The 12149-nt window shown below is 63.1% G+C and carries 12 protein-coding genes; 5 read left to right on the forward strand and 7 right to left on the reverse strand.

Annotated features, from left to right (window positions below):
• Positions 1–672 precede the first annotated feature (672 nt).
• Positions 673–804, forward strand: a complete 132-nt coding sequence (locus KAK09_RS19025; protein ID WP_272491271.1) for a hypothetical protein — start codon at positions 673–675, stop codon at positions 802–804.
• Between the two features lie 82 nt (positions 805–886).
• Here KAK09_RS19025 and msrA read toward each other — a convergent pair whose 3' ends face one another.
• Together msrA and msrB are read right to left on the reverse strand one after the other, a co-directional pair.
• The gene (msrA, locus tag KAK09_RS14075; RefSeq protein WP_210879574.1) at positions 887–1393 is read right to left on the reverse strand and encodes a peptide-methionine (S)-S-oxide reductase MsrA; all 507 of its coding nucleotides are present in this window, start codon (positions 1391–1393) and stop codon (positions 887–889) included.
• On the reverse strand, positions 1390–1839 hold the full coding sequence (msrB, locus tag KAK09_RS14080; protein WP_210879575.1) for a peptide-methionine (R)-S-oxide reductase MsrB: 450 nt from the start codon (positions 1837–1839) through the stop codon (positions 1390–1392). The genes msrA and msrB overlap by 4 nt, the downstream gene beginning before the upstream one ends.
• 124 nt (positions 1840–1963) lie before the next feature.
• Here msrB and KAK09_RS14085 point away from each other — a divergent pair, with 124 nt between their 5' ends.
• Positions 1964–2731, forward strand: a complete 768-nt coding sequence (locus KAK09_RS14085) for a FadR/GntR family transcriptional regulator (protein ID WP_210879576.1) — start codon at positions 1964–1966, stop codon at positions 2729–2731.
• Positions 2732–3005: 274 nt separating this feature from the next.
• Positions 3006–4409: a D-alanyl-D-alanine carboxypeptidase family protein gene (locus KAK09_RS14090; RefSeq protein WP_210879577.1), complete on the forward strand. Its 1404-nt coding sequence runs from the start codon at positions 3006–3008 to the stop codon at positions 4407–4409.
• Between the two features lie 4 nt (positions 4410–4413).
• Here the strand turns inward: KAK09_RS14090 and KAK09_RS14095 are convergent, their stop codons facing one another.
• From KAK09_RS14095 to KAK09_RS14115, 5 genes are all read right to left on the reverse strand, one after another.
• Entirely contained in the window at positions 4414–5739 is a 1326-nt protein-coding gene (locus KAK09_RS14095; RefSeq protein ID WP_210879578.1) for an NAD(P)/FAD-dependent oxidoreductase, read from the reverse strand.
• Positions 5736–6551: an ABC transporter permease gene (locus KAK09_RS14100; RefSeq protein WP_210879579.1), complete on the reverse strand. Its 816-nt coding sequence runs from the start codon at positions 6549–6551 to the stop codon at positions 5736–5738. Before KAK09_RS14100 ends, KAK09_RS14095 begins: the two co-directional genes overlap by 4 nt.
• The gene (locus tag KAK09_RS14105; RefSeq protein ID WP_210879580.1) at positions 6548–7438 is read right to left on the reverse strand and encodes an ABC transporter permease subunit; all 891 of its coding nucleotides are present in this window, start codon (positions 7436–7438) and stop codon (positions 6548–6550) included. Before KAK09_RS14105 ends, KAK09_RS14100 begins: the two co-directional genes overlap by 4 nt.
• 4 nt (positions 7439–7442) lie before the next feature.
• Positions 7443–8567 carry an ABC transporter ATP-binding protein gene (locus KAK09_RS14110; RefSeq protein WP_210879581.1) on the reverse strand — a complete coding sequence of 375 codons (1125 nt, stop codon included), beginning with the start codon at positions 8565–8567 and terminating at the stop codon, positions 7443–7445.
• A gap of 65 nt (positions 8568–8632) precedes the next feature.
• Positions 8633–9718, reverse strand: coding sequence for a polyamine ABC transporter substrate-binding protein (locus tag KAK09_RS14115; protein WP_210879582.1), 1086 nt, complete (start codon positions 9716–9718; stop codon positions 8633–8635).
• A gap of 145 nt (positions 9719–9863) precedes the next feature.
• Between KAK09_RS14115 and KAK09_RS14120 the strand changes: the two genes are divergently transcribed.
• Together KAK09_RS14120 and KAK09_RS14125 are read left to right on the forward strand one after the other, a co-directional pair.
• On the forward strand, positions 9864–10559 hold the full coding sequence (locus tag KAK09_RS14120) for a GntR family transcriptional regulator (RefSeq protein WP_210879583.1): 696 nt from the start codon (positions 9864–9866) through the stop codon (positions 10557–10559).
• 89 nt (positions 10560–10648) lie between these two features.
• Entirely contained in the window at positions 10649–12046 is a 1398-nt protein-coding gene (locus tag KAK09_RS14125; RefSeq protein ID WP_210879584.1) for an aspartate aminotransferase family protein, read from the forward strand.
• The last annotated feature ends 103 nt before the right edge of the window (positions 12047–12149 follow it).

The following is a 12149-nucleotide window of genomic DNA, read 5'->3' on the forward strand; positions in this document are numbered from 1 at the left end:
CTATCTCGCCACCACCCTGCGCGCCATCCTCGACGGCCACCCGCAGAGCGGCATCGAAGACCTCATGCCATGGCGCTTCAACCAGCCGTCAAGCCTCGCCGCATAGGGTCTCGACGTCGCGCTTACGTTGAAAGCAGACGACAGAATCATTGGAAAGCTGCTTGCAAAAAAAGGGTGAGCCTTACCATTTTTCCGCACAGAATTGAGGCGCAGCTTGCTGCGCCGCCGCGTGATCGCCGGGCCGGCACGCCTTTGGCGTGACGGCCTGGCGATTTTGAGGTGTTGCGCTCCGTTTTGGGGTCACACGTATTCGGCAGGGATAAAGTGGCAGCCACAACCGTCGCCTCGCCAGACCGCGGCCCGTCGAGCGCGCGGCCCTCTCCCGAGGACAGGGCGCGACAGGTTGCAAGAGATCCCCGCCTGCGCGGGGATGACGGGGTGACGGGGTGACGGGAGTCCGCCCGCGCGGGGATGACGGGTGCATGGGGCGCGGCCCCATCACCCCCTTGCCGCCACGCCCCGGCAGGCTTATCTTCGCCAATGCAGCACCGGCCCCGCGCCGTGCCTGCTGCGCCCGAGGGCTCATCGCCCTGACCCTGTCAGGCTCCCTGATCCCCTGAGCACGACCCGGCCCGGCACCCCGCCCGACCGGGATCTTTCAGGAGACATCCCATGTCCAAAGGTAAAAGCCAGAACAACCGCGAGGCCAAGAAGCCCAAGAAGGAAAAGCCCAAGGTTCTTGCCACCGCGAATTCCAACCGCGACAAGAACGCCACGGTGATCGCGGGCAAATCGGTCAAGTGACGCCGCCCTGCGGCTGTCGGGATGATCCCCGCTTTGGCGGGGATCACGCGGGGTTTCAGGCAAAGAGGGCGGCGCCCGCCGCTCAGACCTCTGCCGCCTTGCGCGGCAGCACCCAGTCCGCGCGGGGGAAGTGGCAGGTATAGCCCTGCGGGAAGCGGTCGAGATAGTCCTGATGCTCCGGCTCCGCCTCCCAGAAATCTCCCACCGGTTCCACCTCTGTGACCACCTTGCCGGGCCAGAGGCCGGACGCCTCCACATCGGCGATGGTGCGCAGGGCCTCGGCCTTCTGCTCCTCGGAGCAGTAGTAGATCGCCGAGCGATAGCTGAGCCCCACATCGTTGCCCTGCCGGTTGGTCGTGGTGGGATCGTGGATCTGAAAGAAGAATTCCAGCAGCCGCCGATAGCTGATCCGCGCGGGATCGAACATGATCTCGATGCCCTCGGCATGGGTGCCATGGTTGCGATAGGTCGCATTGGGCACATCGCCACCAGTATAGCCCACGCGGGTGGAAATCACCCCGTCAAGCCTGCGGATGAGGTCCTGCATCCCCCAGAAACAGCCCCCCGCCAGAACCGCGCGTTCGCTCATGTCACGTCCTCCACCTGATCGAGATAGTCGCCATATCCCTCGGCCTCCATGTCGTCACGATGGATGAATCGCAGGCTGGCCGAGTTGATGCAATAGCGCAGTCCGCCCCGGTCATGCGGACCGTCGGGAAAGACATGGCCGAGATGACTGTCACCGCCGCGGCTGCGGACCTCGGTGCGGATCATACCCATGGTGAAATCATGCTTCTCGACCACATGCGCGGGGGTGATGGGCTTGGTGAAGCTCGGCCAGCCGCAGCCTGATTCGTATTTGTCTGAACTGGCGAAAAGCGGCTCTCCCGAAACAATGTCCACATAGATGCCGGGGGCCTTGTTATGGAGATACTTGCCCGTGCCGGGGCGCTCGGTGCCGTTCTTCTGCGTCACCCGGTACTCCTCGGGCGAGAGGGCGGCGATGCGGTCGGGATCCTTCTGGTATGGGGGCATGTCGGTCTCCTTTTCGGGGTTCGTCATAAAAGATGGGTCTCGGATAGGGAAATCAATGGCGCGTGGGGATTGCCGGAACGTGTCTCTGGTCATATGATTTGACCAATCGGTTCAGGACGCTGCGATGCCATTCGAGAAAGTAACTCCCGAAAAGCTATCGACCGCGGTGACGCGGCAGATCGAAAAGCTTATCCTGCGCGGGATCCTGCGTCCAGGTGAGCGGCTGCCCGCCGAGCGCGAACTGGCCGAGAAGCTGGGCGTATCGCGCCCCTCGCTGCGAGAGGCGGTGGCAGATCTTCAGGACAAGGGGCTGCTTACGACGCGCGCCGGGGCGGGCGTCTATGTTGCCGATGTTCTGGGCAGCGCGTTCTCGCCCGCGCTGATTCGGCTTTTCGCCGATCATGACGAGGCGGTGTTCGACTATATCGGCTTTCGGCGTGATCTGGAGGGGCTGGCGGCCTGCCGCGCGGCGCGGCTTGCGTCCGATACCGATCTGCGGGTGATCCAGACCGTGATGGACAAGATGGAGGCGGCGCACAAAAAGACCAACCCGACCGACGAGGCGCGGCTTGATGCCGAGTTTCACATGGCGATCATCGAGGCGAGCCATAACGTCATCATGTTGCACATGATGCGTTCGATGTTCCAGCTTTTGCGCGAGGGCGTGTTCTACAACCGCCAGGTCATGTTCAGGCAGCGCACCACACGCGGCGTGCTGCTTGACCAGCATCGGGCAATCAACACCGCGATTCAGGTGCGCGATTCGAAGGCAGCGCAGGCGGCGGTCGAGGCGCATCTGAACTATGTCGAAAAGGCGCTCTCGGATCAGCAGAAGGCCGACCGCAACGAGGCCATCGCGCGCCAGCGGTTCGAGCACGAGCAATCCCGCTGAGACAGACCGCGTGGCAACGGGCATGTCTGCGCCCGGCGCGTCCATGTTGGGTTGGCTGGTGCGTTGGCCACCATATCTTGCTGTGCCGCCACTATTTTGAGCAAAACGCCATATAAAGTAATGCTTTAATCGACACTGTTCATGTGATAGGCTCTCCGTAACAACAAAGCTGACCGCAACAATGCGGCGGCGCGAGGCAGTAGAGAGCAGTTCAATGAAAACATGGGGCAGGCAGCCTCTTCTATGGGGCTTGGTCGTTCTGGCAGCCGTATGGATGCTTGTGGTCGTACCGCTGAGCGCCGCTGCCGCGCCTTATGCCGGCTTTGTCATGGATGCGCGCAACGGCAAGGTGCTTTATTCCGAGAATGCCGATACGCCGCTGCATCCGGCCTCTCTGACCAAGATGATGACGCTTTACGTGGTCTTCGAGGCGGTCGAGAATGGCGAGATCGGGCTTGACGATATGGTGCGGATCTCGGCCAACGCTGCGAACGAGCCGCCAAGCAAGCTGGGCTTGCGCGCGGGGCAGACGATCAAGCTTCGCTATCTGATCCGCGCAGCAGCCGTGCGCTCGGCCAATGACGCGGCGACCGCACTGGCCGAGGCGATCGAGGGTTCGGAGGCGCAATTCGCCCGACGCATGAACCGCACCGCCAAGGCGATGGGGATGACGCGCACCAATTTCAAGAATGCCCATGGCCTGACCCAGACCGGTCACCTCTCGACCGCGCGCGACATGACCATTCTAGGGCGACATATGTTTTACGACTATCCGCAGTATTACAATCTGTTCTCGCGGCTTGAGGCCGATGCCGGCATCGCGAAGGTGCAGCACACCAACCGCCGGATGCTCAGCAGTTATCGTGGGGCGGACGGGATCAAGACAGGCTACACCCGTGCAGCGGGCTTCAACCTCACTGCCAGCGCCGAGCGCGGCGGTGTCCGGGTGATCGCCACGGTCTTTGGTGGCAAGTCAACCGCCTCGCGCAATGCGAAGGTGGCGGAATTGCTGGATCTTGGCTTTCGCAAGACCCCGAATCGGGTGGCTGTGGCAACCCCCATCCGGCCCGCCTACGTGGGCAAGATCGGCACCGCGCCAATCATGATTGCCGAGGGCGAGGCACGGCCGAACGTGGCGGGCAAGACCGTGCGGCTGACTGCGGCCGCCGCTGTCAGGAAAAGCCTGCGCCCGCAACTGCGCCCCGGCGCAGAGGCCCCGACCCTCGTGGCCGCCATTGGTGCGACAGCGATCGAGCAGGCGGTGCAGGCGGCCGCCGAGGGGGCGGTCGCGCTTCAGGCGCGCGTGGAGGCCGTGGCAGAAGTCGCGCCGCCCGTATCCTTGCGCCCCGAGCCGAGACCGGAGGAACCGAAGGTCACGCAGGTCGCCGCGGCCGTGACCGAAGCTGAACCCGAGGTCGTCACCCGCATCTCCACCTCGGACGGGCGGCATTGGGGCGTCAATGTCGGTCGTTATCCCAGCCAATACAAGGCGCGGCAGGTGCTTTTGCAGACCGCGCTTTCCGAGATGTCCACGCTTGATGGAAGCCTGCGCAAGGTGGTCAAGCGGCCGTCTGGGTTTGACGCGAATTTCATGGGGCTGAGCCGCGAGACCGCCGATCTTGCCTGCCGTCGTCTTCAGGCCAAGAAGGTCACCTGTTTCATGATCGGGCCGGGCTGAGCGGTCACTCGCCGCGCAGCACGGCAAGCGCATAGGGCGGCCACATCATCGCCCGGCGAAACCGCCCCAACGGCCAGCGCCGGGGCGGTTTTTGCATGATGTCGGGGTAGGGATGGCGCGGAGGGCGATCCATCGCCAGATCGGCAAGAAGTGCGCCCGCATAGCTTGCCATCGCAACGCCGTTGCCGTGATAGCTGAGCCCGGTAAAGGCGCCGGGCATGTCGGGGATCGGCCCGACATAGGGCGTGAGGTCCGGGGCGAGCGACAGAAGGCCGTTCCAGCTATGCGGCGTCTCTACATGACGCCATGCCGGGAACATCGCGTCGAAATGCCCCCGGATCGTGCGGTGCATCCGGGCATCGAACGGGGCCGAGGAAAACAGCCCCCCGCGCATCCCGAAAAGCATCCGGTTATCGGGAATGAGGCGAAAATAATGCAAAAAGAACCGGTCATCGTAGCACATTTGCCTGGTGGTCCAGCCCTGCGCATCCAGTTCGTCGCCGGTCATCGGGCGGGTGACGATGACGTTGGATTGCGTCGGCAGATAGCGCGCGCGCATCCAGCCCGGCAGATCGTCCGAGGAATAGCCATTGGTCGCCACGATCAGGCGGCGCGCGGTGATCCGGGCTTCGGGCGTGTTGAGGTGAAAGGCCCCTTCCTGCCGGATCGCCGTGACCGGTGAGCGGGTGTGGATGCGCGCACCTGCCCGCGTCGCGGCCCCGGCAAGCCCAAGGGTATATTTCATCGGGTTGAGAGCAAGGCCAAGCGGTGTTGTGAGGGCTGCGTGAAACGGGCCGCGCATCCCGGCCTGCGCCAGCTCTTCGCCGGGGATCAGCGTGGGCGTCACACCGTAATTCGCGGCGATGCGGGCCGCGCGTTCGGGGAAAGAGGCCGCTGCCTGCGGGGTATGGGCCAGGAGGGTCTCACCCTCGGAATGGGTGTCGGCGGTGATGTCGTGGCGTGCGATCAGGTCTTGCGCCATGCGCACCGCCTCAACCTCGGTGCGGCGCCAGGCGTGCCGTGCCTTCTCGCCATGCATCCGCCGCAGCATCGCGTCAGAGGCCGCCGATCCGCCCAGACAGCAAAACCCGCCATTGCGCCCCGAGGCGCCCCAGCCTGGTGTTTCCGCCTCGAACACGCGCACATCCTGTCCCGCCTCGGCCAGATGGAGGGCCGCCGAAAGGCCGGTAAAGCCCGCGCCGATCACCGCCACGTCGCAGGTAATGCGTCCCTCGGCGCGCGAATGGTCGGGCGCCGCGACGGTGGTGGGCCAGAAACAGCGCGCGCGTGGCCCCTCGCCATAGGCATGGGCGGGAAAGATTCGTCTCATCCCTGCACCGCGGCGCGCTCCTCTGCCTCGCGGCGCAGCGCCGAACGTTTGGTGATCAAAGAGGCGCTGATGACACCGACGGCCACGATCCCGATCATGATGGTCGAGAGCGCGTTGATCTCGGGCGAGACGCCAAGCCGGACCGCCGACCATATCTTGATGGGCAGCGTGGTCGCCGATGGACCGGCGGTAAAGGACGCGATCACGAGGTCGTCAAGCGAGAGCGTAAAGGCCAGAAGCCAGCCGGAGATGACCGCCGGTGCGATGATCGGCAGGGTGACAAGGCGGAAGGCGTCGAAATGCGAGCAGCCCAGATCAAGCGCCGCCTCCTCCAGCGAGCGATCGAAGGTCATCAGCCGCGACGACACAACCACCGCGACGAAGGCCATGGAAAAGGTGGTATGCGCGAGGATTATGGTGAATATCCCGCGATCAAGCCCGATGCCGATGAACAACAGCAACAGCGACAGGCCGGTGATCACTTCGGGCATCACGAGCGGCGCATAGATCATACCTGAAAACAGCGTCCGGCCCGGAAAACGCCCTACCCGCACCAGCACCAGCGCCGCCATCGTCCCCAGCACCGTGGCAACGGTAGACGACGCCACCGCCACCTTGAGCGTGACCTTGGCCGCGTCGATGAAGCCCTGATTGGAAAACAGCGTGCCATACCACTGCGTCGAGAACCCCGCCCAGACCGTCACCAGCCGCGAGGCATTGAAGCTGTAGATGATGAGGATCAGCATCGGCAGGTAAAGAAACGCAAAGCCGAGCGTGAGCGAGGTGGCGTTGAACCATGTGAGCCGTCTCATTCCTCAGCCTCCCGCTGCTTCTGCTGGTTGATCTGGAACAGCACGATGGGAATGATCAGGATCAGGAGCAGGATCACCGCCACGGCACTGGCCACCGGCCAGTCGCGGTTGTTGAAGAACTCTTCCCAAAGTACCTTGCCGATCATCAGGGTTTGCGACCCGCCCAGAAGCGAGGGGATGACGAACTCGCCTATGGTGGGGATGAAGACGAGGAAACATCCCGCGATGATGCCGTTTTTCGACAAGGGCACCGTCACCAGCCAGAAGGCCGAGAGGCGCGAACAGCCCAGATCCTCGGCTGCCTCCAGAAGCGAGCCGTCCATCCGCTCCAGCGCCGAATAGATCGGCAGGATCATGAACGGCAGATAGGTGTAAACGATGCCGATATAGACCGCCGTCTGCGTGTTGAGGATCGTGAGCGGCGTGGAGATCACCCCCAGCCAGAGCAGGAACTGATTGAGATAGCCCTCGGTCGAGAGGATGCCCATCCACGAATAGACCCGGATCAGGAACGAGGTCCAGAACGGCAGGATCACCAGCATCATCAACGTGGGGCGCCAATGGTCCGGGGCGTTGGCCATGCCATAGGCGATCGGATAGCCCACGAGAAGCGTGAGCACCGTGGCGATGAGGGCGATTTGCAGCGAGGACAGATAGGCCTTCCAGTAAAGATCGTCCTGCGTGAGAAAGATGAAATTCTCGAAATCGAGTTGCGACAGGAACGCCTTGATCCCCGCCCACCCCTCGGACAGGTCGAGCGTGGGGGTATAGGGCGGGATGGCAAGCGCGATATCCGACAGCGAAATCTTGAAAACAATCAGGAACGGCACCAGAAACAGCGCCAGAAGCCAGGTAAAGGGCAGCGCGATCAGCAGGAAACGGCGCATCCCCTCACTCCTTCAACAGCACGGTGGCGGTGTCGGTCCATGACAGCCAAACGGTGTCTTCCCAAGTGAAGCCGCGCCGCGACAGGCGGCGGGTGTTGGCGGTCTGCGCCTTGAGCATCTGCCCCGAGGGCAGCTTGACGTGATAGGTCGAGAGATTGCCGAGATAGGCGATGTCGATGATCGTGCCCTCAACCACGTTGCGCCGATCCTCGGGGCGCTCGGCGCTGATAGCCACCTTTTCGGGGCGCAGCGCAATATGACAGGTGTCGCCATTGTCGAAAACGGTCTCGGCCTCGGCGTAGAGGGGCGGCACCCCTTCGGCATAATGGACCTCATAGCCCGCGCCGGATCTTTGCGCCTTGCCAGAGAGGATCGTTACCTCGCCGATGAAATCGGCCACATAGACGGAATTTGGTGTCTCATAGATCCGCGCGGGCGTGTCGGCCTGGATGATGCGGCCATTGTCCATCACGGCCACGCGAGAGGCCACGGTCATCGCCTCTTCCTGATCGTGGGTGACGATGACAAAGGTGGTGCCGGTCTTTTCCTGAATATCCATCAACTCGAATTGCGTCGCCGTGCGCAGCTTGGCGTCGAGCGCGCCCATGGGCTCGTCCAGAAGCAGCAGCTTGGGTGCCTTGGCGAGGCTGCGCGCAAGCGCCACGCGCTGCCGCTGGCCGCCGGAGATCTGATGCGGCTTGCGCTTGGCGAACTGCGTGAGGCGGGTGAGCTTCAGCATCTCCTCGACCCGTGCCGCGATCTCGTCCCTGGGTTTGCCGTCGCGCTTGAGGCCGAAGGCGATATTGTCCCAGACCGAGAGATGCGGGAAAAGCGCGTAGGACTGGAACATCATGTTCACCGCGCGCTTGTTGGGCGGAATCGGCGCAATGTCCTTGCCGCCCAGAAGGATCGTGCCCTCGGTCGGTTTTTCGAAACCCGCAAGCATCCGCATCATCGTGGTCTTGCCACAGCCCGAGGGGCCGAGCAGGGCAAAGAATTCGCGCTCGTAGATGTCGAATGTCTGGTTGTCGATGGCGGTGAAATCACCGAATCGCTTCGTAACATTGCGGAACTGGATAAGCGGTCTTGCCTCGGGATCATTCCACGGCTCGAAGACGATCTGCCCCATTGTGCCCCCGGCTGTTATCGTTGGAAAAAGGCCCGCGCCGTCGGGGGCGCGGGCCGTGTGCGGGATCAGGTGCCGGACTTGATCCTGGTCCAGAGCCGGGTGACGATCCGCTGGACATTGGCCGGGTAGGGCGTGGTGGTGAAGAGGTTTTCCATCGCCTCGTCCGAGGGGTAAATGCCCGGATCGCCGATCACGTCTTCTTCGAGAAACTCCTTCGAGGCCGCGTTGCCGTTGGCATAATAGACATAGTTCGACGCGGCGGCCATGTTTTCAGGGTCCATGATGAAATTCAGGAACAGATGCGCCGCGTCCGGGTTGGGCGCATCGACCGGAATGGCCATCTGGTCGAACCACATCTGCGCGCCCTCGGTGGGGGCGTTATAGACGATCTCGACGCCGTTATCGGCCTCTTCGGCGCGGTCGCGCGCCTGAAGGATGTCACCCGACCAGCCGACGGCCACGCAGATATCGCCATTGGCGAGGGCGTTGATATATTCCGAGCTGTGGAATTTCTGGATGTAGGGGCGCACCGCGCTTAGCACAGGCTCGGCCTTGGCGATCACGTCCGGGTCATGGCTGTTGGGGTCTTCGCCGATATATTTGAGCGCCATCGGGATCATCTCGGCGGGTGCATCCAGGAAATGCACGCCGCAGGCGGCCAGTTTTTCCATGTTCGCCGGGTTCAGCACCAGTTCGAGACTGTCAAGCGGCGCATCCTCGCCAAGCACCTCTGTCACCTTGCCGACATTCGCGCCGATGCCGGTGGTGCCCCACATGTAGTTGATCGAATAGTCGTTGCCGGGGTCGTATTGCGCGGTGCGCGCCTCGATCACATCCCACATGTTCGCGAGATTGGGCAGCTTGGACTTGTCGAGCTTCTGGAACGCACCTGCTGTAATCTGGCGTTGCAGGAACGTGCCGGTCGGCACCACCACGTCATACCCCGATCCGCCGGCGAGCATCTTGGTCTCCAGCACCTCGTTGCTGTCGAACACGTCGTAGATCAGCTTGATCCCGGTCTCCTGCTCGAATTTCGACAGAAGCCCCTCATCGATGTAGTCGGACCAGTTGTAGACCCGGACTTCCTGCGCATGAGCCGCGAAAGCCGTAAGCGCGAGCGCGGCGGTGGTGGTCATCATCAGATGTCGCATTGTCTTCTCCTGTTGGTTTGGCACGTTTCCTGCCTTGCCGTAGATTTGATCAAAAAATGCCGTGACTGGCAATATGGTAATGTTTCCACGCAGCCGTTAAACTCGCAAGGATGGAGTTTGGGAATGGATCGGAGAGGGCGCAGGGATGCAGAAAACCGCACGGAAAACGGGCAGTGAGGCGGCGCCCGTTTCACGCCTTCCGGCGCATGAGACGATCTATCGCCAACTGCGCGCGCTGGTGCTGTTTGGCGACCTGGCGCCAGGGCAGGCGGTGACGATTCAGGGCCTGTGCGAGCGGCTCGGCGCGGGCATGACCCCGGTGCGCGAGGCGCTGCGACGGCTCATCGCTGAGGGCGCGCTGGAATTGCAGGGCAACAGGCGGGTCTCGGTGCCCTTGCTCGACGCCGGGCATGTAGGAGAATTGATCTTTGCCCGTCAATGGCTTGATCCACATCTGGCCGAACGTGCCACAGCCCGCGCGAGCATGGAAGACTTGCGCGCGCTGACGGCCATCGACAACGATCTGGATCGCGCGATCCTGCGCGGCGACATGCGTGGCTATCTTGAGCTAAACTACCGCTTTCATCGCCGTATCTACGAGCTTGCCGATGCGCCGATCCTCGCCGACGTGGCGGACGGGCTGTGGCTGCGTTTCGGCCCCTCGCTGCGGGTGGTCTGCGGGCGGGTTGGCACGCAAGGTTTACCGGACAAGCACAAGGATCTGCTTGCGGCCATGCGCGCGCGCGATCATCAGGCCGCTGCCGAGGCGATCCGGGCGGATGTGGTGCAGGGAATGGAGCAGGTGCGGCAATCTCTGGCGCGGGCGGTGCGGGCCGACTGAGTCGATTGACAGGAATAAATTTGATCATATTCTGGGCGCAAAGCGGCTGACCGGGCCGCCCTCGATTTCCCATACTGAAAGGGACCGCCATGACCGCGATCACCAACCACCTTCCCACGGCCGATCTTCAGGCGCTTGACGCTGCGCATCACATGCACCCTTTCACCCATGGCGACGGGATCAATGCCAAGGGCGCACGGATCATCACCCGCGCCCGTGGTGTGACGCTCACCGACAGCGAGGGCAACGAGATCCTCGACGCCATGGCCGGACTGTGGTGCGTCAACGTCGGCTACGGGCGCGAGGAACTGGTCGAGGCGGCGGCGCGGCAGATGCGCGAACTGCCGTTCTACAACACCTTCTTCCAGACCAGCCATGTGCCCGCCATAGCCCTTGCCGCGAAGCTGGCGGAACTGGCGCCTGGAGATCTGAACCACGTGTTCTTTGCCGGGTCGGGGTCCGAGGCGAACGACACCAATATCCGCATGGTGCGCACCTACTGGGCCGAGATGGGCAAGCCCGAGCGCAACATCATCATCGCGCGGAAAAACGGCTATCACGGCTCGTCCATGGGCAGCGCGAGCCTTGGCGGCATGGCGGGGATGCACGCGCAGGGGGGGATGCCCATTCCCGACATCCACCATATCGACCAGCCCCACTGGTATGCCGAAGGCGGCGACATGGACCCCGAGGCATTCGGCCTCGCGCGCGCGCGGCAACTGGAGGAAAAGATCGAGGAACTGGGGCCGCACCGTGTCGGGGCGTTCATCGGAGAGCCGGTGCAGGGCGCGGGTGGCGTGATCATCCCGCCTGACAGCTACTGGCCCGAGATCCAGCGGATCTGCGACAAGTATGGCATTCTGCTGATCGCCGACGAGGTGATCTGCGGGTTCGGGCGCACGGGCAACTGGTTCGGCAGCCAGACCATGGGCATCCGCCCTGACATCATGACCATCGCCAAGGGCTTGTCCTCAGGTTATGCGCCGATTGGCGGCTCGATCGTCAATGACCGCGTGGTCAATGTGATCAATGGCTGTGAGTTCAACCACGGCTATACCTATTCCGGGCACCCGGTTTCCTGTGCCGTAGCGCTGGAGAACCTGCGTATTCTTGAAGAAGAGCGCATCATAGAGCGCGTGGCCAGGCAAACCGCGCCCTACATGAAGGAGAAATGGGAGAGCCTGACCGCACATCCGCTGGTGGGCGAGGCGCGGATCGTGGGGCTGATGGGTTCGATCGCGCTGACGCCCGACAAGGCGGCCCGTGCCAGGTTCGCCTCGGAGCCTGGGACGGTGGGCTATATCTGCCGCGAGCGGTGTTTTGCCAACAACCTGGTGATGCGCCATGTAGGGGATCGCATGATCATCTCGCCGCCGCTGGTGATCGGGAACGCGGATATCGATACGCTCATCGAGCGCGCGTGGCAGTCGCTGGACGAGGCCGAGCGCCGGATCCGGGCGGATGGTCTGATGCAAGCGGCGGCGTGAGGGGCCAGCCCCTCACACTCCCCGGGATATTTGAGGCCAGAAGAAACAGCGCGCGATCTGCGGTTTCTTCTGGCCGGAAATATCCCCGCCGGAGGCTCCTGTC

Origin of the sequence: Roseovarius autotrophicus, assembly GCF_018069895.1 — a bacterium.
Taxonomy (GTDB): Bacteria; Pseudomonadota; Alphaproteobacteria; order Rhodobacterales; family Rhodobacteraceae; genus Roseovarius; species Roseovarius autotrophicus.

Coding starts and splice junctions, on each gene's coding strand:
- KAK09_RS14095 (WP_210879578.1), bottom strand. CDS start 5,739: ATGAGACGAATCTTTCCCGCCCATGCCTATGGCGAGGGGCCACGCGCG.
- msrB (WP_210879575.1), bottom strand. CDS start 1,839: ATGCCCCCATACCAGAAGGATCCCGACCGCATCGCCGCCCTCTCGCCC.
- KAK09_RS14105 (WP_210879580.1), bottom strand. CDS start 7,438: ATGCGCCGTTTCCTGCTGATCGCGCTGCCCTTTACCTGGCTTCTGGCG.
- KAK09_RS14115 (WP_210879582.1), bottom strand. CDS start 9,718: ATGCGACATCTGATGATGACCACCACCGCCGCGCTCGCGCTTACGGCT.
- KAK09_RS14085 (WP_210879576.1), top strand. CDS start 1,964: ATGCCATTCGAGAAAGTAACTCCCGAAAAGCTATCGACCGCGGTGACG.
- KAK09_RS14100 (WP_210879579.1), bottom strand. CDS start 6,551: ATGAGACGGCTCACATGGTTCAACGCCACCTCGCTCACGCTCGGCTTT.
- KAK09_RS14110 (WP_210879581.1), bottom strand. CDS start 8,567: ATGGGGCAGATCGTCTTCGAGCCGTGGAATGATCCCGAGGCAAGACCG.
- KAK09_RS19025 (WP_272491271.1), top strand. CDS start 673: ATGTCCAAAGGTAAAAGCCAGAACAACCGCGAGGCCAAGAAGCCCAAG.
- KAK09_RS14090 (WP_210879577.1), top strand. CDS start 3,006: ATGCTTGTGGTCGTACCGCTGAGCGCCGCTGCCGCGCCTTATGCCGGC.
- KAK09_RS14120 (WP_210879583.1), top strand. CDS start 9,864: ATGCAGAAAACCGCACGGAAAACGGGCAGTGAGGCGGCGCCCGTTTCA.
- msrA (WP_210879574.1), bottom strand. CDS start 1,393: ATGAGCGAACGCGCGGTTCTGGCGGGGGGCTGTTTCTGGGGGATGCAG.
- KAK09_RS14125 (WP_210879584.1), top strand. CDS start 10,649: ATGACCGCGATCACCAACCACCTTCCCACGGCCGATCTTCAGGCGCTT.